The sequence below is a fragment of the Microvirga sp. CF3016 genome, from assembly GCF_036314085.1.
In the GTDB taxonomy this organism is placed as follows: domain Bacteria; phylum Pseudomonadota; class Alphaproteobacteria; order Rhizobiales; family Beijerinckiaceae; genus Microvirga.
The window spans coordinates 231,213-256,423 of the sequence record NZ_JAYGGM010000001.1; the positions used below are offsets into that span (position 1 = coordinate 231,213).

31 protein-coding genes and 1 pseudogene are annotated in these 25,211 nt (G+C 61.2%); 18 read left to right on the forward strand and 14 right to left on the reverse strand.

What is annotated here, in order from left to right; translation table 11 throughout:
• Positions 1–28: 28 nt before the first annotated feature.
• From VB672_RS01250 to VB672_RS01260, 3 genes are read right to left on the reverse strand one after another with little or no spacing between them, the layout of a single operon-like run.
• A complete protein-coding gene (locus VB672_RS01250) occupies positions 29–565 on the reverse strand; it encodes a YcnI family copper-binding membrane protein (protein ID WP_329782346.1) in 537 nt (178 codons plus the stop codon).
• Between the two features lie 36 nt (positions 566–601).
• Positions 602–1,036: a hypothetical protein gene (locus tag VB672_RS01255; protein ID WP_329782347.1), complete on the reverse strand. Its 435-nt coding sequence runs from the start codon at positions 1,034–1,036 to the stop codon at positions 602–604.
• Entirely contained in the window at positions 1,033–2,169 is a 1,137-nt protein-coding gene (locus tag VB672_RS01260) for a hypothetical protein (RefSeq protein WP_329782348.1), read from the reverse strand. Before VB672_RS01260 ends, VB672_RS01255 begins: the two co-directional genes overlap by 4 nt.
• A gap of 158 nt (positions 2,170–2,327) precedes the next feature.
• On the opposite strand from VB672_RS01260, the gene VB672_RS01265 reads away from it, so the two are divergent.
• Positions 2,328–2,612, forward strand: coding sequence for an RRXRR domain-containing protein (locus tag VB672_RS01265; protein WP_329782349.1), 285 nt, complete (start codon positions 2,328–2,330; stop codon positions 2,610–2,612).
• A 70-nt stretch (positions 2,613–2,682) separates the two neighbouring features.
• Here the strand turns inward: VB672_RS01265 and VB672_RS01270 are convergent.
• A pseudogene (locus VB672_RS01270) lies at positions 2,683–2,779 on the reverse strand (IS5/IS1182 family transposase); the annotation flags it as partial.
• Positions 2,780–2,845: 66 nt separating this feature from the next.
• Between VB672_RS01270 and VB672_RS01275 the strand changes: the two are divergent.
• Positions 2,846–3,469, forward strand: a complete 624-nt coding sequence (locus VB672_RS01275) for a DUF1993 domain-containing protein (RefSeq protein ID WP_329782564.1) — start codon at positions 2,846–2,848, stop codon at positions 3,467–3,469.
• A 144-nt stretch (positions 3,470–3,613) separates the two neighbouring features.
• Here VB672_RS01275 and bfr read toward each other — a convergent pair whose 3' ends face one another.
• A complete protein-coding gene (gene bfr, locus VB672_RS01280; protein ID WP_329782350.1) occupies positions 3,614–4,099 on the reverse strand; it encodes a bacterioferritin in 486 nt (161 codons plus the stop codon).
• 149 nt (positions 4,100–4,248) lie between these two features.
• The gene (locus VB672_RS22585) at positions 4,249–4,593 is read right to left on the reverse strand and encodes a DUF6894 family protein (protein WP_442931882.1); all 345 of its coding nucleotides are present in this window, start codon (positions 4,591–4,593) and stop codon (positions 4,249–4,251) included.
• Between the two features lie 756 nt (positions 4,594–5,349).
• Here VB672_RS22585 and VB672_RS01285 point away from each other — a divergent pair.
• From VB672_RS01285 to VB672_RS01295, 3 genes are all read left to right on the forward strand, one after another.
• Entirely contained in the window at positions 5,350–6,186 is an 837-nt protein-coding gene (locus tag VB672_RS01285; RefSeq protein WP_329782351.1) for a universal stress protein, read from the forward strand.
• Between the two features lie 29 nt (positions 6,187–6,215).
• On the forward strand, positions 6,216–6,356 hold the full coding sequence (locus tag VB672_RS01290) for a hypothetical protein (RefSeq protein ID WP_329782352.1): 141 nt from the start codon (positions 6,216–6,218) through the stop codon (positions 6,354–6,356).
• Positions 6,357–6,429: 73 nt separating this feature from the next.
• On the forward strand, positions 6,430–6,951 hold the full coding sequence (locus VB672_RS01295; RefSeq protein WP_329782353.1) for a DUF2478 domain-containing protein: 522 nt from the start codon (positions 6,430–6,432) through the stop codon (positions 6,949–6,951).
• Between the two features lie 535 nt (positions 6,952–7,486).
• Here the strand turns inward: VB672_RS01295 and VB672_RS01300 are convergent.
• The 3 genes from VB672_RS01300 to VB672_RS22590 form a co-directional block, all read right to left on the reverse strand.
• Complete coding sequence (locus VB672_RS01300; RefSeq protein ID WP_329782354.1) at positions 7,487–8,185, reverse strand: helix-turn-helix domain-containing protein; 699 nt, start codon at positions 8,183–8,185, stop codon at positions 7,487–7,489.
• A gap of 88 nt (positions 8,186–8,273) precedes the next feature.
• Positions 8,274–8,669, reverse strand: coding sequence for a response regulator transcription factor (locus tag VB672_RS01305; RefSeq protein WP_329782355.1), 396 nt, complete (start codon positions 8,667–8,669; stop codon positions 8,274–8,276).
• A gap of 123 nt (positions 8,670–8,792) precedes the next feature.
• Positions 8,793–8,954: a LuxR C-terminal-related transcriptional regulator gene (locus tag VB672_RS22590; protein WP_442931883.1), complete on the reverse strand. Its 162-nt coding sequence runs from the start codon at positions 8,952–8,954 to the stop codon at positions 8,793–8,795.
• Here VB672_RS22590 and VB672_RS01310 point away from each other — a divergent pair.
• A complete protein-coding gene (locus tag VB672_RS01310) occupies positions 8,914–9,168 on the forward strand; it encodes a GGDEF domain-containing protein (RefSeq protein WP_329782356.1) in 255 nt (84 codons plus the stop codon). The genes VB672_RS22590 and VB672_RS01310 overlap by 41 nt on opposite strands.
• A 219-nt stretch (positions 9,169–9,387) precedes the next feature.
• Here VB672_RS01310 and VB672_RS01315 read toward each other — a convergent pair whose 3' ends face one another.
• On the reverse strand, positions 9,388–9,765 hold the full coding sequence (locus tag VB672_RS01315) for a hypothetical protein (protein ID WP_329782357.1): 378 nt from the start codon (positions 9,763–9,765) through the stop codon (positions 9,388–9,390).
• Entirely contained in the window at positions 9,762–10,295 is a 534-nt protein-coding gene (locus VB672_RS01320; protein ID WP_329782358.1) for a hypothetical protein, read from the reverse strand. The genes VB672_RS01315 and VB672_RS01320 overlap by 4 nt, the downstream gene beginning before the upstream one ends.
• A gap of 597 nt (positions 10,296–10,892) precedes the next feature.
• Between VB672_RS01320 and VB672_RS01325 the strand changes: the two genes are divergently transcribed.
• From VB672_RS01325 to VB672_RS01335, 3 genes are all read left to right on the forward strand, one after another.
• The gene (locus VB672_RS01325) at positions 10,893–11,054 is read left to right on the forward strand and encodes a hypothetical protein (protein ID WP_329782359.1); all 162 of its coding nucleotides are present in this window, start codon (positions 10,893–10,895) and stop codon (positions 11,052–11,054) included.
• Complete coding sequence (locus VB672_RS01330; protein ID WP_329782360.1) at positions 11,054–11,503, forward strand: hypothetical protein; 450 nt, start codon at positions 11,054–11,056, stop codon at positions 11,501–11,503. Before VB672_RS01325 ends, VB672_RS01330 begins: the two co-directional genes overlap by 1 nt.
• A gap of 68 nt (positions 11,504–11,571) precedes the next feature.
• The gene (locus VB672_RS01335; RefSeq protein ID WP_329782361.1) at positions 11,572–11,862 is read left to right on the forward strand and encodes a DUF6522 family protein; all 291 of its coding nucleotides are present in this window, start codon (positions 11,572–11,574) and stop codon (positions 11,860–11,862) included.
• Between the two features lie 1,380 nt (positions 11,863–13,242).
• Here the strand turns inward: VB672_RS01335 and fabF are convergent.
• Entirely contained in the window at positions 13,243–14,499 is a 1,257-nt protein-coding gene (gene fabF, locus VB672_RS01340) for a beta-ketoacyl-ACP synthase II (RefSeq protein WP_329782362.1), read from the reverse strand.
• Positions 14,500–14,595: 96 nt separating this feature from the next.
• Between fabF and VB672_RS01345 the strand changes: the two genes are divergently transcribed.
• The 9 genes from VB672_RS01345 (at position 14,596) to VB672_RS01385 (ending at position 23,645) form a co-directional block, all read left to right on the forward strand.
• Entirely contained in the window at positions 14,596–15,024 is a 429-nt protein-coding gene (locus VB672_RS01345; protein ID WP_329782363.1) for a MarR family winged helix-turn-helix transcriptional regulator, read from the forward strand.
• A gap of 371 nt (positions 15,025–15,395) precedes the next feature.
• Complete coding sequence (locus VB672_RS01350) at positions 15,396–16,376, forward strand: GlxA family transcriptional regulator (protein ID WP_329782364.1); 981 nt, start codon at positions 15,396–15,398, stop codon at positions 16,374–16,376.
• A 20-nt stretch (positions 16,377–16,396) separates the two neighbouring features.
• A complete protein-coding gene (locus VB672_RS01355; RefSeq protein WP_329782365.1) occupies positions 16,397–17,107 on the forward strand; it encodes an ABC transporter permease in 711 nt (236 codons plus the stop codon).
• Positions 17,108–17,120: 13 nt separating this feature from the next.
• The gene (locus VB672_RS01360) at positions 17,121–18,269 is read left to right on the forward strand and encodes an ABC transporter ATP-binding protein (RefSeq protein WP_329782366.1); all 1,149 of its coding nucleotides are present in this window, start codon (positions 17,121–17,123) and stop codon (positions 18,267–18,269) included.
• The gene (locus VB672_RS01365) at positions 18,266–19,030 is read left to right on the forward strand and encodes an ABC transporter permease (protein ID WP_329782367.1); all 765 of its coding nucleotides are present in this window, start codon (positions 18,266–18,268) and stop codon (positions 19,028–19,030) included. The genes VB672_RS01360 and VB672_RS01365 overlap by 4 nt, the downstream gene beginning before the upstream one ends.
• Before the next feature lie 45 nt (positions 19,031–19,075).
• Positions 19,076–19,969 carry a glycine betaine ABC transporter substrate-binding protein gene (locus tag VB672_RS01370; protein WP_329782368.1) on the forward strand — a complete coding sequence of 298 codons (894 nt, stop codon included), beginning with the start codon at positions 19,076–19,078 and terminating at the stop codon, positions 19,967–19,969.
• A gap of 64 nt (positions 19,970–20,033) precedes the next feature.
• Positions 20,034–20,876 carry a nitrilase-related carbon-nitrogen hydrolase gene (locus tag VB672_RS01375; RefSeq protein ID WP_329782369.1) on the forward strand — a complete coding sequence of 281 codons (843 nt, stop codon included), beginning with the start codon at positions 20,034–20,036 and terminating at the stop codon, positions 20,874–20,876.
• Positions 20,873–22,072 carry an acyl-CoA dehydrogenase family protein gene (locus tag VB672_RS01380; protein ID WP_329782370.1) on the forward strand — a complete coding sequence of 400 codons (1,200 nt, stop codon included), beginning with the start codon at positions 20,873–20,875 and terminating at the stop codon, positions 22,070–22,072. Before VB672_RS01375 ends, VB672_RS01380 begins: the two co-directional genes overlap by 4 nt.
• Positions 22,073–22,082: 10 nt before the next feature.
• A complete protein-coding gene (locus VB672_RS01385) occupies positions 22,083–23,645 on the forward strand; it encodes a class I adenylate-forming enzyme family protein (RefSeq protein ID WP_329782371.1) in 1,563 nt (520 codons plus the stop codon).
• 186 nt (positions 23,646–23,831) lie between these two features.
• Here VB672_RS01385 and VB672_RS01390 read toward each other — a convergent pair whose 3' ends face one another.
• A complete protein-coding gene (locus VB672_RS01390) occupies positions 23,832–24,734 on the reverse strand; it encodes a shikimate dehydrogenase (RefSeq protein WP_329782372.1) in 903 nt (300 codons plus the stop codon).
• A gap of 5 nt (positions 24,735–24,739) precedes the next feature.
• A complete protein-coding gene (locus VB672_RS01395) occupies positions 24,740–25,192 on the reverse strand; it encodes a type II 3-dehydroquinate dehydratase (RefSeq protein ID WP_329782373.1) in 453 nt (150 codons plus the stop codon).
• Positions 25,193–25,211: the final 19 nt, after the last annotated feature.

Here is a 25,211-nt window from a genome sequence, read left to right on the forward strand (position 1 = left end):
GCCGCCGACGGGCGGCTCCCGCTCCCTGTCAGTGGGTGGCCTTGGGCGGCAGAAGCTTCAGCCCCGGTGCCGGATACCGGTAGTCGTCCGCGCTCTTGCCCGCGGCCGGGATCTCGATCCAGCGGTCGGCCTTGCCGCCTTCGCATTCCTGAACCGCGGGGATGTAGAGCATGGTATCTGGCCTGAGGCTGTCTGTCAGGTAGGCCCGGAAGACGAACTCGTCGTAGTGCTCGTCGAGCAACCTGCCCGTCCACACGATCTCCCGGACGCCCTCGGACAGCGCGGTGCCATAGTAGTCGTAGGTCTTGCCGTAGGGCGCCTTGACGGTCTCCATCTCCCAGCCTGGTTTGGGCATTGGCTTCACGTTGATGACGCCATCCGGAATGCGCACGCGCAGCTTCAGCGTCGGCGCACCCTCGCAGCCGTGGCCGACGCGCAGCACCGCCTTGTAGGTGGAGGCGACGGGAGCCTGCTGGGTCTCCAATGTGGTGTGTGCGAGAGCCGGAAGGGCGAGCGCGATGAAGGCGGAGGCGCCAAGCGCCCCGCGGAAAAATGTCGAAGTCATCTGTTTGTCCTATCTGAATGAATTGAAGGAAGGCAATCAGACCGGCACGGGCGGTGCCCGGGCTCTGACAGGAGAGAACCGCGCGAGGCTCGGCGCCGACGTTGGCACGACCCGCCGATAGACCAGCACGGTTGCCTCAGGGCGAGGCCGGACCATCAGCGTGTGGTCGGTCGGCGGCGCGGGCAATCCGGGACAGACGCTCAGGATGCAGCATGGAGGCACGTGCTCGGCACGACCCTCGGGCACGTCCGGCGCATGCTCAGCCGCGGTATGGTGGGCATGGTCCAGCGCCTGCGCACTGCCAGTTACGACGTCAGGCAGGGGACCGGCGCCGGCCGCCATCGCCCCGATGTGGAACAGCAGGGCAAGGGCCGAGACAAGCGCAACCGCTTGGTGAATCCATTCTGCGCGATGCAGCCTCTGCCTCATCGCGGAGTACCTAGACGTGCGGCTCGTCGGATCAACGGTCATGGGCCAAGCCTCGCCGAACGTGCTGCGCGCCGGCGCCGGGCGACCATGACCAGGCAGCCGATGAAGGTGGCAATGGCCAGGAGCGTCAGCAGACCGCTTCCTTTCCGAGCGGCCTCCCAACCGGCGAGCCCTGCGCCCGCCCGAAGGGCCAGCGATGTATGCAGAAGGAGCAGCGGTGCGTAGAGGCTTGGGACATAGGCTACCCTGATCCGAGCGACAGCCGGCAGGATGATGAGCGCATGGCCGTACACCATCGACAGGACAAATCCGATCAGGACCGCGTGCAGGGCGATGTCATAGCCGAAGCGGTGTTCGCCCGGCGAGAACACGATCAGCCCAGCACCAGCCACTCCCAGCCATGCGTAGCCGCCAAGCATGCAAGCTGCCATGAAACGGGTTTGTCCCGTCCGACGGATGTTCTCGCGGGCTATGTCGTGCCGCACGAGCCACAGGGTCGTGACGATGAGCGCCAATCCGAACAGGACAGCGCCGTTCTCGGTCATGAGCCCATTCTGGGCCCCGGTGACAAGCAATCCCACGGCGAACAGGAACAAGGCTTCGCCGCCCCTGCGTTGTGGCATCAGGCGACTGAGTTCCAGACGCTCGCCTGCGATGGTTAGGATGAGGAAGGCCAACCACCAGCCCACCAGATCCGGCACCGGCTGGCCCAAGAACCAAAGGGCGTTCCCGCCGAACCACGCCAGGGCACCGAAGAGGAGGGTGCCCGTGAACACAGCGGGTTGCTGGACCGTGATCCTGAGCGAAGCGCCAGTCAATACGGCCGCGGCAGCCGCGTAGGCACCGGCTCCCAACCCCTCCGGCGCACCCGCCACAAGGAACAGTGTTCCCAGCCCGGAGAATGCCGGCGCGGCATAGCTCCATCTCTGATTCAACGCGACTGCCCGCTCCAAGCTGATCAATGTCCCAAACAGGCCGGATATCATCAAAGGTCCATGGAAGGTCGCGAGCGAAGAGCCGGAAGGTAGCATCCATCCAAGCCGTTCAATCGCGCCCCAAAGTCCCGTCAGCAGAGCCACGGCTCCGAGAGCCAGGAGCACAAGCCGCATCCACGTGCGCGACTGCGGGAGGCTTTCCTCCGGCGGAAGTGCGGTCGGTGTGAACACGTCAAGCATTCAACGTTTCCTATCAAGGACTACCCCAGATATCGCTCACAGAGGATCGGATTTCTTTGACCCTGCGCAAACACGGCTGAAATCCTTCAGACGGGCTATCCGGACTTTAGGCTGCACGATGTCATCACCCCATCTGCGCCAGAACGCTGCCAAGCCGCATGAGCTGGCCTGTGCGGATCGCCTGTCATATCAAAGGCCAAGCAGTTGCTGGCGCGGGCGCGCCCACGTCTACCCGGCAACCGTCCACAAGCCGGTTCATCGACCGTGCGGCGGAATCCAGGCTCCAGCAGAGCCGGCTGAAGACAGTTCCAGGCTCGAAGGAGGGTGGGCCGGCTTTCGTGCACGTGAGCGAGGTCCGGCAGATGGCGCTCGCGCTCATCGAGTTGAAGCACCGCGGCGCAAACATCCCCGATGCGCTCACGCAGCGGCGGGCTGCGATTTAGGGAGAAGCGCTTCGACAACCGCACCTGGCCCGAGGGCTAGTTGCCACTGTCTCTCCGGCAGGTCGCGCTACGGTGCACCCGATCGCAATACCGAGAAGCTGCCGTTCAGGACGCCGCGGTCATGGGCGCGGCACGCCTCGCGGCTTGTTGGGCAGCAGCGGCTCGATAACGCGTCACTCGAAGTCGGTCAGATCGTATCGGCTCATGCCGATGCTGAATCAGGGCTCCACTCGATGGGCAAGACCGACAGCCTAATGACCGCACTTGCCTTGACGTTGTGGCCCTCACGCCACATGCTCACTGTTATTCAAATGGCTCGAGAGAGGAAGGCAATGCGGACATCACTCTACGACCTCAGCGTGCCGACCTTCCTGCAAACCGTAAGATCCGTCGGAGGCTTTCTCGACCGTGCGGCTACCCACTTTTCAAACACCGGTGTCGATCCCGATAATTTCGTAAACACCCGCCTCTTCGACGACATGGCACCATTTCATTTTCAGATCGAAGCGGCATCGCATCATTCCGTGTGGGGGGTCGAGGCTCTCAAGACCGGCGCGTTCACCCCACCCGCGTTGGTCGGACCTGTTCCCTTCACTGACCTGCAGGTGATGATCGGCAAGGCAGAAACGGCGCTGGAGGCATTCGTCCCCGAAGAGATTAACGACTGCGCGGGCAAACACCTAGACCTCCAGATTGGCCCGCGACGGCTTGCTTTCACGTCGGAGGCCTTCATTCTTTCTTTCTCTCTGCCAAACTTCCATTTCCACGCGGTCACCGCATACAACATCCTGCGCTCGCGGGGCGTGCCACTCGGTAAACGAGACTACGAGGGTCGGCTGCGCACCAGTTCATTCTGAGCCGAAATTTGGCCTCCGGCAAAGAGACCGTTGCCACTCGAACACCGCGACCACCCGCCTTTTATGAGTTCACAGCCTAGTCCATGACCTAGAGGATGGAGCAGGCTGGATGATATGATGTCCACCCAGCCTGTGTGGGCTCTGTCATCGATCCTTGTCGAGCCCGCCGATATGCTTTTGGGCGTAGAGCTCGATGCCGACCTGCTCGACGAGGTTGATCTGGGTCTCGAGGAAGTCGATATGGCCTTCCTCATCGGCCATCAGTTCCTCGAACAGGTTCTTCGACACCCGGTCGCCGATGCTGTCGCAATAGGCGGCGGCCTCGCCGTAGAGATTGCGGGCGTCGTACTCCGCCGCCAGGTCGGATTCGAGGATTTCCTGGATGTTCTGGCCGATGCGCAGGGGATCGAGCACCTGCAGGTTGGCGAAGCCCTCGAGGAAGATGATGCGCTCGATGAAGCGATCCGCGTGGTGCATCTCCTCGATGGATTCCTTGCGCCAGGTTTTCGCAAGCTCCTTGTAGCCCCAATCGTCCAGCAGCCGGTAATGCAGCCAGTATTGGTTAACCGCCGTCAGCTCGCTGCGCAGGCCGCGATTGAGATACTCGATTACCTTGGGATCACCCTTCATGACCAATTCTCCTTGGGCATGGATTGCTGAGAATAGACTATGGCAACCATCCCATAAGCTTCCGTAACGCACTGGCGTGATAGGTCATTGTGCAGTCGACTGTGCATCCCGCCTCTCAATGGCTATCGTGTGCCGGCACATGAGGTCGCCTAATGGAGGCGCCTGTCGCAAGCATTCAGGCTGATCGAAAACAGGATGGTCCCTGTCGCGTCCGTTGCTTCCAAAGCCCAGCCTGCCCAGATGTTGGCAGCTTCCTCTTCCCATAAATCATGGATTGCCTCCAGCGCCGTCCTGTAGGCGGACTCTGCGTTTCCGACCTGAATGCCAGTGGCGTCGCGGAGACTGTCAGTAGCACTGACTAGGTGAAAGTAGCATTTCATCTCGGGCACTCGCTTGTTTCTGTCCGGCTCGCGGTGATCTGGAACGCTTTGATGTTGCGCCCGAGTATCCTTGCAACTGCGGATCCGACTCACGTGCTGTTCGAGCAGAGACATCTCACCCTCGCGACGTGCGCTCTTTGCGCCGGATCAACTTTCTTGAAGAATATCAGGTGCGGATAAGGGCCGGCACTCCAACCGGGGCCAAGGTTCTCGAGCGGTCGAGCAAGGGGTCTCCTGCATGGTGATCCAGGCGGCTTTTTGGAGCTGACATGGGGTTGTGCAACAAGGGGAGGGCGAGCTCACTAGGATCCCCACGAGTTTCCATGCCGGCAAATTGGGCAACTGCAGTGTGTCCCAATAGCCATCGAGGGAAAATCAAAGGTCGCACCAAGCCTCATGAAAGGCTGTTGTTCGGTTGGTTGATTGAATTGGGACAAAGAACCCGCCGGGCCTGCTTAAGAATGGATCTGCCCGTTAGGAGAGACAGCGTGAGCAATGCCACTCGCCGTACCACATCGACATGAGTCGATGCCCTCAGGCGACTCTCGAAGCTGCCCACGCGGCAGCATCCGAGATTATGCCGCACCGATGCCGGCATTGGCATACCCGGGAACGCTGGGAATTGCAGCTTTGGGAATTGACCTTGAACTGTTCTGCGATCCCTGTGTTTTTAAGAGTAAGGATCGTCCGAGCTGTCCCTTCATTATCCAACTGTCCATCCGCATGAAGCGCGGAACATGCCACCAAGACAGCGCGGTCGCTTGATACGTTGCGCTGGATCAAAGCATCCTGCCTGGGTCAGCCCGATAATGGCCGAGTGTGGTGCTCTGGCGACATCCTTTCTCGCCGGGCAGATAACGGGAGTGGGCGATGGTCAAGGACATCATGGTGCATTTGGACGGAGGCCTCGAGGACGAGATCCGGCTCGGATACGGGCAAGCCATTGCGTCTGCCGAGCGCGCGCACCTGATCGGCATCTTCACCAATCCCCTGCCTGATCTTTCGATTGCCATGCCTTTCGATGGAGGTGCCGCTGCCGTCGTTCACGTCGTGTCCGAATTTGAAGAGCAGGCTCGCAAGGAGGGCGATGCCACGGCAAAGCGCCTGACCGAGAGGCTTGCCAGGTTGCAGGTCCCAACCGAGTTGCGCCGCTTCGACGGGACCTCCGGCGCCTTGCCGATCAGGACGGCGGAGCAGGCCCGCTATGCTGATCTCTTTGTGACCACGCGCCCCTACGGCGCAGGAGACGAGCCTGTCTGGCTGAATCTGGTCGAGACCGTTCTTTTCGGCAGCGGACGCGGTCTCTTGATCGTCCCCCCGGGTTATGCTCGGAAGGGGCCGGGTGAGACGGTCCTCGTCGCCTGGAACGGCAGCCGTGAGGCCGCAAGGGCGCTGCGCGAGGGACTGAGCTTCATCGAGAGGGCAGCCCGCGTCGTTGTCCTCCTAGTCGATCCTCGGACGGGCTTGGAAGCCGGATCGGAGATCAGGGCCCACCTTACCCGTCATGGTTTGACGCCCGAAATCATCACGATTGCAAGCCAAGGCCGTCGGGTTGCAGACGTTATTCTCGAAGAAGCCAACCGTGTCTCCGCTGATCTCGTCGTCATGGGCGGTTACGGTCACACCCGCTTGCGTGAACAGATCTTCGGCGGTGCGACCCTCGACATGCTGACGATCTCGGATCGTCCCGTGTTGCTGGCACATTAGCTCCTAAGCTACTCGTCGAAGGAGCCGGCATGACCCGGATCGTTATCATCCAAGGCCATCCGTCCACCGACAGCCGACACTTCTGCCATGCCGTGGCGGCCGCTTACGTACGGGGCGCAGGGGAAGGAGGGCACGAGGTTCGCGTTATTCCGGTTGCGGAGATTGGCTGAGACCAACCCGGACTTGGTGCAGGCGTTCCGGCTTGCGTGAAGTCCTTAGAAAAGACCCCTCCGGAGGTTTGCCTTGTCCGAAACCAGAAGCATCTGCATCGTCGTCTACGACCGAAGCAAACGCCCCGATTCTATGTTGCGTCATACGGCCCAGCGGTTACGGGCGATGGGCCTGCACGTGGGCGGCCTTCTGCAGGACGGGAAGCCCGGCGACATCTCTTCGTGTGCGACCCTGGTCCTCGAAGACATCGGCACCGGGCGCCGTATCCAGGTCTTCGAGAGGCGGGGAGCAGAAGCCCTGGGATGCCGCCTTGACCCGTCGGGCTTAGCCGAGGCAGCCGGCTGGGTGCGCGAGGCCCTAGCGACAAGCCCAGATGTTCTCTTCATCAACAGATTTGGCCATCTGGAAGCCGAAGGCCGGGGCATTCTGCATGAGATCGGTGCCGCGGCCACGGCCGGAATTCCGATGGTGATCGCGGTCAGTCAACTGCTTCTGCCTCAGTGGCACATCTTTGCAGGACACGTCGCCTTCTTCGCGACCACATCCGAGCAGATCGAGTCCTGGTCCCTTGCACAGGCTGCAGCGGCGTCATGACGGGCAGGGCAAGTGGGCCCGTCAGAGGTTGAACTTGGACGTGACTGATGCATCCCTGGATATCCAGGAGATGTCGCATGGCCGTGTCAGTTTGATCCTTGTCTGGTGCAGCGCGGGCGTGCTGGGACTATTATTTGTTCCTATAAGGGCTGCAGAGGAGCTGAGCCTGAACGGAATAGGTCTCCTGTGCCTGCAGTCGCGCCGTTAGACGTTGACGATACCGGCTCCAGGCTCGTGTCCCGCCTCCGCTTTCCGTCGGTGACGTGAATAGCCTTAGATCGAGTGCCAAAACGGCGCTGCAGCGATTGTACATACAGCAGGCTACAACTTGCTGCGGCGCTGGCATCGCCTGATCGGACAGGATAAAGCGGATCGTCGTCGTGCGGCGCCCGCACTGGGGATTGCAGCCAAGGCAACGGCAAGCCTGCGCGGGGAGCTGTGGCCGGGCGACAGGCATGGCTTGATGTCACCGCCAGAGAAGACGCTATACAAACCGCTGATCCTGATGGGGACACAGCCAGCGAGGGGCGGCTGTTTAAGCGTTGAGACGCTGCAAGGCGGCTTTGTCGTTCAGCGCGATGGCTCGCCGGTGGGCCGACAACTCAATGATGCCCTGCCGCTCAAGATGCGTGAGGGTGCGTGACACAGTCTCAATAGTAAGGCCCAGATAGTCAGCGATATCAATCCTCGCCATGGGAAGAGCGATGTGCCCGTGGTCAAGTTCACGCTCCGCCAGATCGAGCAGGAACGCAGCGATCTTCTCCTGAGCGCTCTTGCGCCCGAGAAGCAGCATGTGAGCCTGGGCGCATTCGAGCGCCCGCATCACGGCTGTCATGAACTCCTGAGACAGTGCCTCCCCACCCGAGACGACGTCCAGGCCACGTCGTCGATAGATGATCACTTTTGTATCCCCAAGGGCCTCGGCGGTAAACCGGTGCTCCTGACCGGCTTCGATGCCGAAGAAGTCACCAGGCAGATGGAAGGCCGCGATCTGGCGGCGCCCGTCGTTGAGAAGCTTGCAAGTCCGCACCCCACCGGACACGACTTTGTACACGAAGATGGCCTTGTCACCTTCCATGAAGATTTCCTCATCCTTCGTGAAGGCGCGGATTGTTCTGAGTATGGGGACCTCCCGCTCCGGCCGGAGCAGAGTCGAAACCGGGAGGAGGGCAGGGGCCGGGGCGGGCAGAAAGGTGTCGGTTCTAACGGCGGTCTGCATGGGCCCATTCCTCATCGATGTCTGACGTAGGCTTATCAGTACGGCCTGCGCAGGGTCCCTGAAATTCAGATCCTTCCCTTAAGGTGTTCTACGGAGTTTCGCCTCAGACCAAGCGGGCTGGTCTCACCGTGCCCGCCAGGGCGCTGTGGATGCCGTCCAGGAGAGACTCGTCTTCGAGGGGCTTCTCCAGAATCTGCTGGAAACCTGCCTGCAGGGCGAGTTCGCGCAGCCATGGAGCCGCCTTGGAGGTGATCAGGATGGCAGGCAGCTCAATGTGGCGGCCGCGCAGCCGCCTGATGAGATCGATGCCGTCGATGTCGGGCATGTGGTAGTCGATGACAAGGCAGCCCTGGGACGGCAGGTCCCTGTCTGCCAGCAGCCGCCCGCCGTCCTCGTAGAGGCGTACACTCAAGCCTTCAAGCTCAAGCGCGAACTTCAATGACTTCCGGACGGCCGCATCGTCCTCGACGACAAGGACCAGTCCTGGGACTGCAGGCATGACAGGATCCTGATCTGGGCGCCGACCGGTATATCCCCTTCGCGGGCCTCATGGCTTGATATGTGTCAACCGCCTGCGAAGATCCTATTCAGGAATTGTCCGTAGAGACTAGGCTCAAGCTGCTCAAGCTCCGATCATGAGCGTCAGGCGGACGAGCTCCGACAGGCAGCCGGCCTGCATCTTGGCCATGACGTTCGCCCGGTAGCATCTCGACCGTGCGGGGCTGATGCCGAGGTCATAGCCGATGACCTTATTGGATTTTGATGCCGTCAATGGGCTGGGCATGGAGCAGAAACGCAGCTCGTTTCATGGCGTGACGATCAGCATCGGTATCGCCACAGCCCGGCCCACGAAAGGCGATGAACACGAGGGCCACTTGGCGGCTTCCGACGCGGCGCTCTACAACGCCAAGAGGTCCGGCCGGGGTCGCGTCTGCGTTGAGCAATGGACCGAGACACCCCACGATCAGGCGGCGCCCGAACCTGCTCTTCATCCCTGAGAGGCCGGAACATCGTTGGTCACGATCCGGAGGGCCGCGTCGGCGAATAACCGGATCCATATGTCCGGACGATGCGCTGTCCGCGTCGGATGCGTGTCATATCTTGGCGGGCACTCAACAAAAGGCGGTACTCGATCCAAGATCCGGTCAGCCGCCCGGAGGCGAGGTCGGCATCCCTCGCCGTCAATCCTGGCCGATGTTGGGAGCCCTGATCGAACCTCACCGCTCAAGGCTTCCGGCTCGGACCATGTCCTCGGCCCCGCGGGCCGCTGCCGCACTGATGTCTTCGAACAGAAGCGCGATTTCGGTGAAGACGCTGAGGTCGGGCTCATCCATCGTGATCGTATCGAGTTCGCCAACGAGTTCGAGCAGAGCGGCGATGCGTTCCGCCTGATGGCGGGCATCCAAGATTAGTCCGCGCAGCTGACGACGGGTCTCCAGCGTCTCAAACCGCTCCAGCGCGGCATCGACCTTGCCGCGGCATCTGCAGTCCAGGTCGAGGGCTCCCATGACCGTGCGGATCCGAGTGAGGAGACGGGACGGTCTGGTCTCCGGCATCTGAGTGTCAGCGCCGATCTCGGCCGACACCTGTTTCATCGACGCCCCTCCGCTCGCCGGCGCAGATAGACACGCCAATGGTCCGGCCCCAGGCACTCGGCTGCGCTATCGTAGTCCCGGCCCTCAAGGAGGCGCCGCAGAGGCTGTGGATGCAAGGTGAAGTCGACAACCAGCACAACGGCATCTGGCGCGTCCTCAACGAAGTCGAGCAGGTCTGGCAGCGGTTCGTGCCCGGCCTCAAGGAGCGGACGGGCATCGAAGCGGGCGTGCGCCTCACCGGCTCCCTCTGCCCAGGCCGGGCGGCCCTCGGCAGGAAGCGAGGCTCTGGACTGTCCGTGTGGATCTGGCGCGCCTGCCGTGCCGCAGGCTGCGGCAAGCACCGCGGCGGGTGTGATCCCGCCCAGGTGGGCGATGTCGACGAGCGAGAGACGCGTTGCCGTGTCCTCCCGCATGAGCACGCCCGCGAAGCGGCGATAGACGGGATAGGCCACAACAAGCCGGTCAAAGCCGGCTTCGTCGATGGAGAGCGCGTCGATCAGGGGAGTTAGCTCGGACAGGGGCTGCATCATAGGCTTCTTAGGCTCCTTGCAGCTCAGAAAACACAGCGCTGCCGGGGCTTCGTTGCCCTGGCGCAAAGATCCGGCAAACAGCTACCGACGTGCGCTGCTGCTGTCCGGCGCTATTCCGGGCACGTCTGATGTTCCAGCTTTCCGGTCTTGCGGTTGCCGCCGGAGCGCGACTGTCATGGCCTGAGGGCGGCCCATCCCGCCTGGGACCTGGTTCAAGCGGAGTCAGCCCGGGCTGCAGCGGCGGAAGTGACCACGGCCCGACACCGCGGCACTGGTGGCGGCAAGGCGCCTCCTGTGTCGAGATTCGATGGCCTCCAGCACCGGCGCGATTGGCGGGCGTCAAGGGGCGCCGCATGGATGATCCGCTGGCCTACCGCCAATCCCGGCCTGTCCCGGATCCGGCCTGACCTGCGCGCGATGGCCTGATCGGCGATGCTGTAGGGCTCGGGTTTAGGTGCCATGCGGTTCACGCCATCGTATGTCCCGCCAGAGCGGGTGGCAGTGGCCGCACCAACTTCTTCACCCTCATTGAGCCAGAGCAACGAGCAAGGCGCAGGATCACGGTAGTGGGAAGCCATGAGTGATCCGGTGAACTTGATGAGATATCCAAGCTTCTTCGACGAGGCCCCCCGCCTCACGGTATACGAGCCTCTGGGCGCATTTCTCGGCGCCTCGGAGGATGGCTTGGTCGAGTACTGCTACCTCGATGCCGTCAAGCTCACCGGGCATTCGTGCCCACCGTGGCTGGCGCCTATCTAATGACGCTGCGATCACTCAGGTGGCTGTACGGAGATGCGTTCCCCGTACGGGGCGACGTCGACATCAGGCTCGGCCAGGATGCTGCGACAGGAGTGACGGGCGTGATCGCCGCGGTGGCTGCCCTCCTCACGGGGGCAGCGGGGGCGGGCGGGTTCAAGGGCATTGCAGGACGTTTCGAACGACGCGACCGGCTGAGCTATGGGGCTGACATCGATGGGGAGATCCAGTTCACCCGTCGCGACACGGGCCTTGCCGTGGTGGCAAGCTTGAACGCTGCCGCGGTGCCTCTTCATGCGGATGCGCGCTCTCTGTTTCAGAGGATCGTGAGAGAGGAGGTCTCGCCGGGGGAGGCGCGGGAGTTTCAGCGGCTGTGGCAGGAGCGCGTTCGGCAACTGTTGATCGACCACGCGAATGACACCGACGTGATCCTGCTGAGGCGCATGGCGTAGATTTGGCAAGGAATTGGTGGCCTGCCGTGCGCTTGTCACCGATCTGACTATTCCTCAGAGAGGCGGTTATGCCCGAGATAATGATCGGCGATGGGACGATCCAGATCGACGCCTCGATCCTTGCCCAAGGTCTAGGGCTCGGGCCCCTCGAAGTCCTGGACCTGCTGCGCTGCGGCGACATCACCAGCAGGTGCGAGCGCGGCATCGGCGAGGACGAAGGTCGCTTCAGGCTCACGTTCTTTCATGCCCAACGGCGCCTCCGTGTTATCGTCGATGGGACGGGGCGCGTGCTGCAGCGCTCCAGCGTCGACTTCGGAAGCCAGCCGTTGCCGACCACCCTCCGCAGGCCGGGATCATGATCGTCTGCCATTCGGCCTGAACGGCGCTTCAGGGCGATGGACGCCTGCCGAGAGGGCGGAGATGTGACGTCGCGCGCTCCGCCAGCGTGGCACGATGGCCATCTGGACCAAGTTACGGGCTCGTTGTTTGCCGCCGCCCATCGTGATCCGAGCGACGGCTGCGTTCATCGATTTGATCCAGGAAAGCCCAGCAATGGTGGCTCCTTGGCGATGCCGAAGAGACGGATTTCCGCATCACCGCGTAAGCAGCGAGCGACCGGGCCAGGAACGCGGGGCCGACCGGGGATAAATCGCCAGAGCCCGCAAGGCTCTTTGCGCCACAACAAAGAGCGAATGGTCCAACTGTGGTCCCTTCCCTCTATCCGGACTGGAACGAGGCGCGCGCCGTGGACGTCTTGCCATCGCGTGCAAAGCCCCGGCGTGCCCAACGATGGGTCTTATCAGCGATAAGAAATTTGCATTACCAAATTAATTCCAAAATAAAATCTGACGTCAGCGAAAATAAGCTTGAATATTTGACCGCTTCTACATGCCAGCGGACGATTTTTTATTATGATAAAATTTGCAAGTACGTAGTTTTTAATTCCAATAATCATCTCGACAACTGCAGTGTTGGCGCTGGTTGCCGCTGCGCTCGCGAGCCGCAAAATCTTCGCGAAAGGCTCAGGAGGCCTACGCCCGCTTGAAGTCGTTCCGAGCCTGGGTGGATGATGGCTTGGCGAAGCGGCTCTTGGAACGGCCCAAGGACTTGGTTCAGAACGCCGCTCCGACGGTGACAGGACTTATCGACGAGGTGAGGGCCACGAGCACATCACTTGAAGTTCTGATGCCGCCTTCGGACACCCGAATAGACCAACTGATCCAGGTTCGGGCCCGTGCCTCGGACATGGCAGAGCGCGGGACGTGAACGGGCTCTGGTGGCCGGCTGGATCGGCTCCGGAAAGGTTGTGGGCAGTGAGGGAATGCGTGTCCAGGCGCGCCTTGTTGGTCACATCGAAGCGGCATGGACCGGCATCAAGCCACTGGTGCTGCGGCCTGATCTGCCCCCGTCACTGCTGCGGGCGATCCGCACGGTTGACGAGCGCTATCTCGGTAGCTTCCGGACCCTGAGACGACATTCCAAAGGGCATAAGCGAAAGACATGATCAGTGTGGTCAGACGGGCGGCTCACGCCTTTCGGGGAGTGTGCTTCAATTCTGGCGACGGGGAACAACGAACCCACCCAAAGCAACAATGTCGGAGGGGCCGGCGAACTCTTCGAGGCACGAGGCGAGTGCCATTGCGCTTCAGTTCGCGCACGTCGCATTTCCCGGTCGCGACAACCAGATTGATTATGTCATGGACAGCCTCTTCCCGATGCTTGTGCGCCGGCCTTGCCCCTTACACAGCGAAGACTACGGAGGCGTTCACGCCTCCAAATCCGAAACCATTGGACATGGCGTAGCGCACTCGTTGCGCTCGGGTGGCTTGCGCTATGAGATCGAGCCCTTCGGCTGCCGGATCAGGATTATAAAGGTTCAGGGTCGGCGGCAGCATCCCCGTGCGAAGCGCCTGGATCGTGAAGACTGCCTCCACTGCGCCTGCAGCTCCAAGCAGGTGACCTGTTGCGGATTTGGTGGACGTGATGGCCGGACCCTGTCCGTTACCGAACACTGCCTTCATTGCCGCGAGTTCCCCCGCATCCCCGACCGGCGTCGATGTGGCGTGGGCGTTGAGATGGCCCACCTGACCGGGGCGGAGTTGAGCCTGCGCGAGTGCCGTGCGCATCGACCGTTGTGCTCCCGCCCCGTCCTCCGGGGCCGCCGTGATGTGGTGGGCATCGGAACTCGTGCCATACCCGACCAATTCGGCCAGGATGGTGGCGCCGCGGGCCATGGCATGGTCCCGGCTTTCAAGAACCAGGGACGCGGCTCCTTCGCCCATGACGAAGCCATCACGGTCGCTGTCGAAGGGGCGCGATGCGGCTGCCGGACTGTCGTTGAAGCTGGTAGACAAGGCTCTCGCGGCTGCAAAGCTGCCCAGGCTTACGCGATCGATGCACGCCTCGGATCCGCCGGCCAGGACGACGTCCGCTTCGCCCGCGCGGATCAGCCTCGCACCATCCCCAATCGCCTGGACGCTGGCAGCGCAGGCGGTCACGGGAGCTCCGAGCGGACCCTTGAAGTGATGGCGGATCGAGACCTGGCCAGCGGCAAGGTTGGCCAGGAAGGAGGGCACGGTAAAGGGCGATAGGCGCCGAACGCCTTGTGTCTCTGTCGTCCGCGCGGCATTGATGATGGTTTGGAAGCCGCCAATGCCGGAGGCAATGACAGTCGCGGTCCGTTCCTGTTGCTCTTCTGTTTCGGGTTTCCACCCTGCCTGTGAGAGGGCTTCGTCGCTTGCGGTAACGGCGAACTGGATGAAGCGGTCCATCCGCTTCTGGTCGCGGCTTGTAATGTAACGGTCCGGGTCGAAGCCAGCTTCCGGGTCTTCGTTGATCGACGGCACCACACCGGCCACTTTGTTTGGCACGTCGAAGACGACCTCGTCCGGGAGGCGTCGTATCCCTGACTGGCCTGCGACCAGTCGCTTCCAGACGATTTCTGTTCCACAGCCAAGGGGTGAGACGATGCCCATTCCAGTTACGACGATGCGCATTACGGTATATTCCATCTTGATGGCAGATAATGCTGCATATACATGATTAATTGCAGATGACAAACCATGGATACTGAAACTCTATTGCTTAGAGCTATGAACGAGTGCCTTGGCTACCAAGCGCTCCGGACGGCCCGGATCTTGAGCCGCTACTTCAACGATGCTTTCAAGGCGGTCGGATTGCAGGGGACGCAGTTCTCCCTGTTGGTGACGATCCGGTCAAACCCCGGCACATCTGTCGCGACGCTCGCCGAGCTGCTGGCGACCGATGCCTCGACCCTTGTGCGCAATATCGCAGTGCTGCGTGCCCGTGGCTTAGTGCATGAGGACGCGACGCGGGGCCGTGCCGGGAAGCGCCTCAGAACGACGCCGGAAGGCGACCGGCTGCTGGACCAGGCTCTGCCAATCTGGAATACGGCCTTCGAGCAACTCAAGGCGAGGCTTGGGGACGAGTCCGCAGTGAAGACCCTTGAAGCGTTGAGGACTTTGGAGAGAGCTGCCGACCGGACTTCACCCGCAGGGTGACGATCGCTTTGCCGCTTTTGTGCCGAATTCGGTCGTTCACGCGATCGCCGACGTTGCTTTGGTTGGGACGATGGCCCCATGTAAAGTCCACGACTGTCCACAAGAACGATGGATAGGATCTTTTGGGGTGTTGAACACTGTTGAACACGACGTTTAACACTGGGGTCGCGTCGTCGCTGAAACCGTTGCTATGCAAGGATCCTGAAGACCGGCATCCTCTCTCGCCGGGCCCATCACTCCTTCAACTCGATGACTTAAGTAGGGATAGCGTCATCAGCGACGGTTCGTGGAGGATGTTTTGCGGACGGTCAATGCACTGCCCGAGATTCATCCAGAGGCTCCCTTGAGGGTATGTGGGGGAGGTTCAAACCATGGACGGAGATCGAGAGAACCTGAGGCCAATTCGCTTCGGCTTTCTGGTCTTGCCGGGATTTTCCCTTATGGCGCTCAGCGCCGCGAGTGAGCCCCTGCGTGCGGCCAACCGCCTCGCGGCGCGCAGCCTTTATGAATGGCATCTGATCAGCCCTTCGGGAGAACCCGTTCCTTCGAGCAGCGGATTTCGGCTTCAACCAGATGGTGGCTTGGACATGACGGTTCGATTCGATGCCGTCGTCGTGGTCGCGAGTCTCAATGTGGCGGAATATCGCGAAACTGCAGTGTTCAGATGGCTGCGGCAACAGGAGCACCGCGGATGTGACATTGGGGCGGTGAGCACCGCGAGCCTTTTGCTTGCTCGGGCTGGGCTTCTCAAGGGGTATCGGTTTACAGTCCATTGGGAGATGGCCCAGGATCTCACGGAAGAGTTCCCTGACCTCAAGCCCAGCCGGACGCTGTTCGTCATCGACCGTAAGCGGTTCACCTGCGGCGGAGGGATTGCCGGTCTCGACATGATGCTTGCTCTCATCGCGCGTCAATTCGGTTCGTCGCTGGCCGCCGGGGTCGCGGAACAGTTTCTGCATACTCATATTCGCTCAGCCGAGGACACCCAGCGTACCGACATCATTGGACGCTACGGAACGACCAGCCCGGCTCTCGTAACGGCACTGACCCTCATGGAGAACTGCATCGGACAGCCAATTCCGATCAACCTGATCGCTGCCCGATCCGGTGTCACAGAACGGCACTTGGAACGGCTTTTCGTCAGCCACCTCCAAGCGACCCCAGCCCGCTTCTACCAGGACCTTCGGCTACGGGAGGCCAAGCGCCTCCTGAGCGAGACCGACACACCGTTGACCGAAGTCGCCTTGCGCTGCGGCTTTACCAGTCTCTCTCATTTCGGACGCTGCTTTCGACGGGCGTTTCAGCAAACGCCCCGACAGGCACGCCGTCATATGTCGATTTCAGGCAAATAACGGGCGGTTTTAGGAGAGTTTTGTCCATCAACCTGTGCCACCTTAGAACAGAGCGCAAAAATGCGCCGAGGGTTCAGGGGATGGAAACGCTGTCTTTCATGCGCGAGAATGCGCAGACCATTCTGTTCTTGACAGGACAGCACGTGTCCATCGTCGGCGTGGCAGTGGGTCTCGCGGTTCTAACGGGCGTGCCGATCGGGATTGGCATCACGCAGAGTAAGCGGGCTGCCGATATCGTCCTCTACATTGCAGCGATTGTGATGACGATCCCGTCCATTGCGCTCTTCGGCATCCTGATCCCCATTCTGTCGCTGATCGGTCAGGGAATCGGCTACTTGCCCGCCGTGATTGCCGTCCTGCTCTATTCGCAGCTGCCGATCATTCGCAACACCTACACAGCCATCAACAATGTGGACCCCGCCCTGCGCGAAGCTGCCCGCGGCATGGGCATGACTGCCTTGGAGCGGTTGCGCAAGGTGGAATTGCCGATCGCCGTGCCGGTCATCATGGCTGGCATAAGGGTCGCGGTTGTCATCAACATCGGCGTGACCGCCATTGCGACCTATATCGGAGCCGGGGGGTTGGGATCCCTGATCAGCCGCGGCATCTCGCAGACCGACAGCCGGCAACTCATTGCGGGTGCCGTGTGCGTCAGCTTGCTGGCGATCATCGCCGATTACGGCCTCCAATGGGTTCAGCGCTGTCTCACGCCCGCGGGCCTGCGTGTGTGAGGGAGAGAAGCTTATGATCAGACTTGAAGATCTCACAAAGAAATTCGGATCCGTCATCGCGGCTGATAGGATCAACATGGAAGTCGCGACCGGCGAGATCTGCATTCTTCTCGGTCCCTCCGGATGCGGGAAAACCACCACCTTGAAGATGGTCAACCGCCTCATCGAGAAGACGTCGGGCAAGATCATCGTCGGAGGGCGCGATACGGATACGATGGACCCTGTCGAGGTCCGGCGTGGCATGGGCTATGTGATTCAGCAAATCGGCCTGTTCCCAAACATGACAGTAGAGGAAAACATCTGTGTCATCCCGCGGCTGCTCAAATGGGACGACGCGAAGGCCAAACGGCGCGCCGCAGAACTCTTGGATCTCGTAGCCCTTGACCCGGCAACGTTCCTGCATCGCTTCCCGCGCGAGCTCTCAGGCGGCCAGCAGCAGCGCGTGGGCGTCGCCCGCGCCCTGGCGGCCGATCCTCCGATCATGATCATGGACGAGCCGTTCGGCGCCATCGATCCAATCAACCGCGAGATCATCCAGGACGAGTTCTTGCGCATGCAGAAGACTCTGCGCAAGACGATCCTGTTCGTCAGTCATGACATCGACGAGGCTGTGAAGATGGGAGATAAAATCGCCATCTTCCGAGCGGGAAAGCTCGAGCAATTCGATACGCCCAACAATATCCTGGCCCACCCGGCCAATTCCTTCATTGCCGACTTCGTCGGCCAGGACCGCACCCTCAAGCGTCTTCGGCTTGTAAGGGTCGAGCAGGCCAGCGATCGAGATGCTCCTTCAGTCCGCGAGACCGATGAACTCGGGCGTGCGCATGCCCTCATGCGCGAACACAGAAGCGACAGCATCGTGGTCCTGAGCGCCGCCGGCACTCCAAGCGGCTGGCTCCACGAAGAGGATTCAAGCGGCCGTATGGGACTCGTGTCCTCGAAGGCAAGGCCGCTCCCGGCCGTGATCCCTGCAGATGCCGACCTGCGAACTGCCGTATCGCTCATGTTCACGCACGGCATGGCATGGCTTGCCTGTGTGGACCGGGACGGCCGCTTCATCGGCCAGGTGACTCAGGCGAGTATCATGCGCCGGCTGGGCGAGACCTATCACGAGCTGGATGGCGCCAGCGCTGTGCCGATCCAGCACGGAGCCGTCGCATGACCAAGGAGATGGGGGCCGCCATCGCAATCGGCCGGCTTTCGAAAGTCCGGCTGCCGGTCAGGGGACTGATGATCGCAGCGGGGCTGGTCGTTGCGGTGCTGGCGGCCCAGGCCATGGACCTCCTGGACGATATCGCCAAGCGATGGGATGATATCGCCTTCCTGTCCGTCCAACATATAGAACTGGCGGCCGTCTCCGGCGGCCTGGCCATCCTGATTGGTGTGGCTCTCGGCGTCGTTCTGAGCCGCAAAGCCTTTCGCGGGATTGCGGAACCCGTCATGCAGACCCTGAATGTCGGCACGACCATCCCGACCCTCGCGGTTCTGGCCCTGTCGATGAGCGTCCTCGGAATCGGAGCCCCGCCCGCGATCTTCGCCCTTTGGCTCATGACGCTTCTCCCCATCGTGCGCAACACGTATGTTGGCCTTCTCGAAGTGCCGGCCCACCTTGTCGAAGCCGCGACCGGCATGGGCATGACGCCTTGGCAGATTCTCTGGCGCGTTGAACTGCCGAATGCCCTCTACGTGATCTTCGCCGGCATCCGAACCGCAGTGACTGTCAATGTCGGGACCGTGCCGCTTGCCTTTCTGATCGGCGGAGGCGGTCTTGGCGAGCTGATCTTTACCGGCATCGATCTCAGCGAACCCGGCATGATGCTCGCCGGCGCGATTCCGACGGCGATGCTCGCCGTCACCACCGACTTCGTCATCGCTCTCGTCACGCGGCTTGTGGTGCCGCGGGGCGTGATGCCGGAGACATAAGGCCAGGAGATCGATCCTTCGGCCATTTCAAAGGGAGAAAACAACATGAAATATCTTAATCGTCGCCTCGCTCTGGCGGCCGGAACGCTCGCTGTGCTGGGCCTCAATTCCGCTTTTGCCCAAACGCCTGTCGTCGTCGGCGGGAAGAACTTCACGGAGCAGCAGATCATGGCCGAAATGACGGCCCAGCTCCTGAACGCAAAGGGCTTCAAGGCTGACAAGCGCGCCGGGATGGGAAGCGCGGTTCTTCGGCAAGCTCAGGAGAGTGGTCAGGTCGACGTCTACTGGGAGTATACCGGTACGTCGCTCATCACCTACAACAAGGTCAACGACAAGCTCTCGTCGGAGGAAACCTACAAGCGCGTCAAGGAATTGGATACGCAGAAGGGACTCGTTTGGCTCAATCCGTCCCGCGCCAACAACACTTACGCGCTTGTCATGAACCGGGATGCCGCTGAAAAGAACGGTATCATGTCGGTCAGCGATCTGGCTGGAAAGGTGAACGGAGGCGCCAAGTTGACGTTCGCCAGCAACGCCGAGTTCGCGGAACGCCCCGATGGGCTCAAGCCGCTCGAGGAAGCCTACAAGTTCAGCTTCGGCCGGGCAAACGTAAAGCGCATGGACTCGGGGCTCACCTATTCGGCCCTGAAGGAGCGTCAAGTCGACGTCGCTCTGGCGTTCGCGACCGACGGGCGAATTCCGGCCTTCAACTTCGTGGTATTGAAGGACGACAAGAATTTCTTTCCATCCTATGCACTCACGCCCGTCGTGCGTAAGCAGGCATTGGACGGCAGCCCGAAGCTAGCCGAGTTGCTGAACGGCCTGTCCGCGAAACTCGATGACAACACAATGGCAAAGCTCAACGCCAGCGTCGATGTCGACAAGAAGTCCATCGAGGAAGTCTCTACGAACTTTTTGAAGGCCAGCGGCCTCATCTGACGTCGAGAGGCTGGAGCGGCGGGGCTCCAGCCTCTCATCCTTTGACGCTCCGCACGCGGCACCCATGCTCAAAATCGCAGCTGCTCAGATTGAAACACCTCTCGGGGATCTCGATGCGAACCGTCGCAAGCACCTCTCCGTGATTGACGATGCGCGTGCCGCCGGCGTTCAGATCCTGCTCTTCCCGGAACTATCCTTGGTCGGCCACTCGGGAGGACGCGAGGCGCCGCGCCTTGCGATGACAGCAGACCACGCAATCCTCCGCGAGTTGAGCATGGCGAGTGGCGACATGTTCACGATCGTTGGCGCCGTCGAGGAGGCACCAGGGGCGTTGTTCTTCAACAGCGCTTTTGGATTATCGCACGGTCAGGTCAGGCTTCTCCATCGGAAGATCAATCTCGCCACCTATGGACAGTTGGAAGATGGAAAGTTCTTCGGCATCGGGCAGAGCCTCAAAGTACACCCCCTAAGGACGCCCTGGCAGGCAGCGGTGATGATTTGCGCCGACCTGTGGAATCCGGCCCTGGTCCATTTGGCCGCCATGAGCGGTGCGAGCCTGCTTCTTGCGCCTGTCAGTTCCGCCCGGGAGGCCGTCGGGGAATTTTTCGACAACAGCGAGGGCTGGACGGTCAATACGCGGTTTCATGCGATGACCTATGGGTTTCCACTCGTTCTCGCCAACCGCGTCGGGCGCGAGGGCAGTCTGACATTCTGGGGTGGATCACGCATTCTCGATCCGACGGGGCATGCGATCGCTCAGGCCGGTGACGAAGAGGCCATGATCACAGCCACGATCGATTACGACAGCGTGCGTCAGGCGCGCTTCCTGCTCCCAACAGTGAGGGATGGAGCCGCTTCCTTCCTGGCTCGCGCCTTTACCCATCTTGCTGACGGAACAGCTTCATGAGTGGCATCCAGGATTTTATTCTCGACGATGAGGATCGTTGGTTCCGCGCTGAAGTGCGCGCCTTCCTGATGCGTGAACTTGAGCCTCGGGCATTCGCCATCGAGAGCGACGACAGTTGGGACGCCGTCAAGGCCGTCGTGCGTTCGTTGGGAGAGGCCGGCTACCTCGCCTTGATGTTCCAGGACTTGTATCGTGGATGGCTGCGAAATCCCGGTCTGACCCATGCCACGATCCTGTCCGAAGAGGCGGCAGCGATCAACTACGCATTCGAAACTACCATCGGCACTGCCTTGAGCTGCGCCTATCCGCTCCATCGATATGCCACACCAGAGATACGAGAGCGCTATCTTGGTGAGATCATCAATGGGAAGGCCGTCGGCGCGATAGGCGTCACCGAGCCGACGGCTGGGTCCGACACATCCCGCCTGCAGACCCGCATTGTCTACGATGAAACGTCACAGGAGTGGGTCATCAACGGTCTCAAGCGTTACATCTCCAACGCGAGCGTAGCGGATGTCTACATCATGTACGGAGTCACCGATCCCGATGCAGCGGCCGGCAAGGGCCTTTCGGCTGTGGTCGTGCCGGCCGGAACGCCGGGATTGAGCTTTCCACGGCGGTACACCTTCATGGGGCGGCGCGGATGCGTTGTCGGCGAGGTGGAAATGACGAATGTGCGCGTGCCGCGCGACCATCTGCTCGGAGAGCCCGGGCAGGGCACCCGCATCATGGTGAGCATGTTCAATTTCGAACGCGCAATCCTCGGCGGGTCAGGGCTCGGCGTGGCGCGAGCCGCCTTCAAGATCGCTCAGGATCATGCGCAAACCCGCGAAGCCTTCGGCCAGAAACTTGGATCCAAGCAGTTGATTTGGAGCACGATCGCCGAAATGAGCTGGCGAATCGATGCAGCTGAACTCCTGACCTATCGTGCCGCCAAGCTTTATGATGCCGGGATCACCGGCAAGGATCTTGCCAAGCCGGCTGCGATGGCGAAGCTCGTCTCTACGGAAACGGCTGTGTACTGTGCCGACAAGGCCGTGCAGATCCTCGGCGGCGACGGCATCACAAAAGAGTATGGCCGTGCCGAGCAGCTTTACCGCGATGCGCGTGCCCTTCCGATCGTCGGCGGCACCTCCGAGATGGCGCGCTATCTCATCGCCTCAAGCGATCTCCCCACCTTAAAGCCCAACCTTTGAAGCGACCAGCATGTCCACGATCGCAAATCTCTTTCTCCAGAGCGTCGAGAAATATCCTGAGCGGATGGCCTTGGTCCATGGCGACCGGCGCTGGTCGTACCAGGCCTGGTATGAGCGCGTCGTTCGTCTCGCCGGCGCTTTGGCCGACATGGGAGTGCGTCCGTCCGATCGCGTCGCCTATTTCCTCAATACCTCCGAGGCCTCTGCGACGACATACTTCGCGTGCCAGCTACTTGGCGCGGTGGCCGTGCCGATGAATTTCCGTCTTGCCTCGGGCGAGGTGGCCTACATTCTCCGGGATTCCGGTGCGCGGGTTTTGGTTTACGGTCGCAATCTCCAGGATGCTGTGCTTCGGGTCGCCGAAAGCGTGAGCAGCGTGCATGCCTATATCGCTTACGGTGGCGATCCCTCCGATCGACCGCCAAGCCACTACCACTTCGATACCTTGGCCGAGCAGCATGCGCCGCTTTCATCCAATCGCCTGGACATCCGCCCGGAACAGCTCTCGGCTTTGGTCTACACATCTGGAACCACGGGCAAACCAAAAGGCGTCATGCATTCGCACGCCAACGACGTGGCGATCGCGCAGAACTGCACGATGGAATACAAGCTGTCGCATCAGGACGTTGCCCTCCACATCGCACCGCTTTATCATGTCGGCGGGATGCAGGCCTACTTCAATCCCCACATGATGGTGGGCGGTGCGAACGTCATTTTGGAGCGGTATGAGGCGTTCAAGACGCTCGAGGCCATCCAGACAGAGCGGATTACGACGCTTTTTGCGGTCCCGACGCAGATCCAGGAAATGCTGGTCCATCCACGTTTTGCGGAATTCGATGTTTCGTCCCTGCGCATGATTACGACCGGTGGTGCTGCGATCGCGAGCTCCACGATGCAACAGGTTATCGAGCGGTTCTGCCCAAATATCTATAATGGTTATGGTATGACGGAGGCGAGCCTCACGTTGCTGCTGCATCCGAACGACGCGTTGAGCCATCTCGGTTCCTGTGGCAAGCCTACCCTGATCACGAACTGCCGTATCGCACGTGTGGGGGCGAATGGAGATTGCGATCCTGACGATTTGGTGGATCCGGGTGAAGTTGGCCAACTCCTCGTGCGCGGGCCGCAGATGATGACGGGATACTGGAACAATCCACTTGAGACGTCGAAAAAGCTGCGCAACGGCTGGCTGATGACGGGCGATATGTTCAGCCGTGATGTCGAAGGCTTTTATACGTTCCGGGGCAGGGCTGACGATATGATCGTCTCCGGTGGCGAGAACATCTACCCGCGAGAGATCGAAGATATCCTGTACCGGTGCCCAGGCGTACAGGAGGCCGCCGTCGTCGGCATTCCCGATCCGAAATGGGGCAGCGTGGTAACCGCTTTCATCATCAAGGGAAGCCCGGACCTGACGGCGGAAACCATCGAACAGTACTGCCGCGCCAGCCAGGAACTTGCGCCGTTCAAGCGCCCGAGGCGCATCGTGTTTGTTAACGAGTTGCCGATTAATCCCAGCGGCAAGGTTCTCAAGCGCGAGTTGGTTGCCCGTTATTCGCAGGAGGCGGCCTGATGATCGACGCCGTCCTTTAACAGCAGCAGGGTTCAGCAGCAGCATGGCGACGAAGCCTTCTCCTTTGCGCCCCGCCGCTGTGCAGCGGTTTCGATGGGCGATGGCATAAGACTTCAGGTTGTTCCTTATGACCCGGTTGATGATGTCAGCAGAGTTCAAGCCTTCACGCAGTCGCGATCTTCCGTGTCACATATCGCTGAAATGCCGGAGCATTCTCTCCGCATTTGCCTGTAGGCCGGTGAAGAGCTGGAACGCGCCGGCGGCCTGGAAGACGGCCATGCCGCCGCCGGACAGGGTGCTGCAGCCGCGGGCACGGGCTTGGCGCAGCAATTCCGTTTCCAGCGGGAAATAGACGATATCGGCAACCCACAGGTCGGGACGAAGCAGTTCGGCGGGAATGACCATGCCGGGGTATTTTGCCATGCCGAGCGGCGTCGTGTTGACCATACCGTCGGCTGACGCCAGTGCCTCTGAGGGCGAACTGCCGGAAGAGGCACGGCCTTCGCCGAACCGTGCGCGCAAGGCCGCGGCGAGGTCTCTGGCACGATGTGCATCCGTGTCGATAATGACGACTTCGCCCGCCCCGAGCGTAAGGAGGGCATGCGCGACCGCAGCACCTGCGCCACCGGCGCCGAACTGGACGACCCGGTCGCGACACACGTCGGGCAGCTCACGCCGGAAGCTCTCAGCAAATCCCCACCAGTCGGTGTTGTGTCCGACGCGCCGGCCGTTTCTCAGGACGACCGTGTTCACGGCCCCGAGCGCCGTCGCGTCAGGCGACAGCTCGTCGAGAAGAGGGATCACGGTCTGCTTGCAGGGATGTGTGATGTTGAGGCCGGCAAATCCGAAGCGCTGGGCGGCCGTGAGGATCTCCGGGAGCATGCCCGCATCAAGACCGAGAGCCTCCAGGTCGATCAATTTGTAGATATAGCGCAAGCCCTGCTCGGCACCCTCCTTCTCGTGGAGAGCCGGCGTCCGGGAGGCTTGAATCCCAGTGCCCACCAAGCCAACGAGGACGGATGGATGGCGCCATGTGCCTGAGGCGTCACCGGTCCGAGAATGCAGCTCGGATGAGGGGGCGCTTGCCATTGATGTCACGCCTTCGCCAGCCGCGGGCCGATCATCTCGACCATGGCGCCCACGGCCACCGGATATCCTTTGGTGCCGAGACCCGCAATCACAGCCGTCGCGACCAGGGATACATAGGATTTGTGATAGATCGGCTCGCGCTTGTGGATATTCGAGATGTGCAACTCGATGATTGGTCCTGAAAACATCTTCAGGGCATCCATGATCGCCATAGAGGTGAAGGTGAAGGCGGCGGGATTGATGATGATGCCGCTGCTGCCCTCTTCGATCGCCTCATGCACCCAATCGATAATCTCATATTCGCGGTTCGACTGCCTGAACACGATTGCGTGTCCGGATGCCGCCTCCCGACACATGACTTCCACCTCGGCCAGAGTCGTATGACCGTAGATCTCCGGTTCCCGAGTTCCGAGCCGATTGAGGTTGGGCCCGTTGAGAATATAGATCGGCTTGCTCATGGATGGCTTCTCTGCATGG

What these genes read in the sequence shown, in the direction of transcription:
- VB672_RS01250 (WP_329782346.1), bottom strand. Translation starts at nt 565, where the DNA reads ATGACTTCGACATTTTTCCGCGGGGCGCTTGGCGCCTCCGCCTTCATC.
- VB672_RS01255 (WP_329782347.1), bottom strand. Translation starts at nt 1,036, where the DNA reads ATGACCGTTGATCCGACGAGCCGCACGTCTAGGTACTCCGCGATGAGG.
- VB672_RS01260 (WP_329782348.1), bottom strand. Translation starts at nt 2,169, where the DNA reads ATGCTTGACGTGTTCACACCGACCGCACTTCCGCCGGAGGAAAGCCTC.
- VB672_RS01265 (WP_329782349.1), top strand. Translation starts at nt 2,328, where the DNA reads ATGAGCTGGCCTGTGCGGATCGCCTGTCATATCAAAGGCCAAGCAGTT.
- VB672_RS01275 (WP_329782564.1), top strand. Translation starts at nt 2,846, where the DNA reads ATGGGCAAGACCGACAGCCTAATGACCGCACTTGCCTTGACGTTGTGG.
- bfr (WP_329782350.1), bottom strand. Translation starts at nt 4,099, where the DNA reads ATGAAGGGTGATCCCAAGGTAATCGAGTATCTCAATCGCGGCCTGCGC.
- VB672_RS22585 (WP_442931882.1), bottom strand. Translation starts at nt 4,593, where the DNA reads ATGTCTCTGCTCGAACAGCACGTGAGTCGGATCCGCAGTTGCAAGGAT.
- VB672_RS01285 (WP_329782351.1), top strand. Translation starts at nt 5,350, where the DNA reads ATGGTCAAGGACATCATGGTGCATTTGGACGGAGGCCTCGAGGACGAG.
- VB672_RS01290 (WP_329782352.1), top strand. Translation starts at nt 6,216, where the DNA reads ATGACCCGGATCGTTATCATCCAAGGCCATCCGTCCACCGACAGCCGA.
- VB672_RS01300 (WP_329782354.1), bottom strand. Translation starts at nt 8,185, where the DNA reads ATGAGGAATGGGCCCATGCAGACCGCCGTTAGAACCGACACCTTTCTG.
- VB672_RS01305 (WP_329782355.1), bottom strand. Translation starts at nt 8,669, where the DNA reads ATGCCTGCAGTCCCAGGACTGGTCCTTGTCGTCGAGGACGATGCGGCC.
- VB672_RS01310 (WP_329782356.1), top strand. Translation starts at nt 8,914, where the DNA reads ATGACCTTATTGGATTTTGATGCCGTCAATGGGCTGGGCATGGAGCAG.
- VB672_RS22590 (WP_442931883.1), bottom strand. Translation starts at nt 8,954, where the DNA reads ATGCCCAGCCCATTGACGGCATCAAAATCCAATAAGGTCATCGGCTAT.
- VB672_RS01315 (WP_329782357.1), bottom strand. Translation starts at nt 9,765, where the DNA reads ATGAAACAGGTGTCGGCCGAGATCGGCGCTGACACTCAGATGCCGGAG.
- VB672_RS01320 (WP_329782358.1), bottom strand. Translation starts at nt 10,295, where the DNA reads ATGATGCAGCCCCTGTCCGAGCTAACTCCCCTGATCGACGCGCTCTCC.
- VB672_RS01325 (WP_329782359.1), top strand. Translation starts at nt 10,893, where the DNA reads ATGAGATATCCAAGCTTCTTCGACGAGGCCCCCCGCCTCACGGTATAC.
- VB672_RS01330 (WP_329782360.1), top strand. Translation starts at nt 11,054, where the DNA reads ATGACGCTGCGATCACTCAGGTGGCTGTACGGAGATGCGTTCCCCGTA.
- VB672_RS01335 (WP_329782361.1), top strand. Translation starts at nt 11,572, where the DNA reads ATGCCCGAGATAATGATCGGCGATGGGACGATCCAGATCGACGCCTCG.
- fabF (WP_329782362.1), bottom strand. Translation starts at nt 14,499, where the DNA reads ATGCGCATCGTCGTAACTGGAATGGGCATCGTCTCACCCCTTGGCTGT.
- VB672_RS01345 (WP_329782363.1), top strand. Translation starts at nt 14,596, where the DNA reads ATGAACGAGTGCCTTGGCTACCAAGCGCTCCGGACGGCCCGGATCTTG.
- VB672_RS01350 (WP_329782364.1), top strand. Translation starts at nt 15,396, where the DNA reads ATGGACGGAGATCGAGAGAACCTGAGGCCAATTCGCTTCGGCTTTCTG.
- VB672_RS01360 (WP_329782366.1), top strand. Translation starts at nt 17,121, where the DNA reads ATGATCAGACTTGAAGATCTCACAAAGAAATTCGGATCCGTCATCGCG.
- VB672_RS01365 (WP_329782367.1), top strand. Translation starts at nt 18,266, where the DNA reads ATGACCAAGGAGATGGGGGCCGCCATCGCAATCGGCCGGCTTTCGAAA.
- VB672_RS01370 (WP_329782368.1), top strand. Translation starts at nt 19,076, where the DNA reads ATGAAATATCTTAATCGTCGCCTCGCTCTGGCGGCCGGAACGCTCGCT.
- VB672_RS01375 (WP_329782369.1), top strand. Translation starts at nt 20,034, where the DNA reads ATGCTCAAAATCGCAGCTGCTCAGATTGAAACACCTCTCGGGGATCTC.
- VB672_RS01380 (WP_329782370.1), top strand. Translation starts at nt 20,873, where the DNA reads ATGAGTGGCATCCAGGATTTTATTCTCGACGATGAGGATCGTTGGTTC.
- VB672_RS01385 (WP_329782371.1), top strand. Translation starts at nt 22,083, where the DNA reads ATGTCCACGATCGCAAATCTCTTTCTCCAGAGCGTCGAGAAATATCCT.
- VB672_RS01390 (WP_329782372.1), bottom strand. Translation starts at nt 24,734, where the DNA reads ATGGCAAGCGCCCCCTCATCCGAGCTGCATTCTCGGACCGGTGACGCC.
- VB672_RS01395 (WP_329782373.1), bottom strand. Translation starts at nt 25,192, where the DNA reads ATGAGCAAGCCGATCTATATTCTCAACGGGCCCAACCTCAATCGGCTC.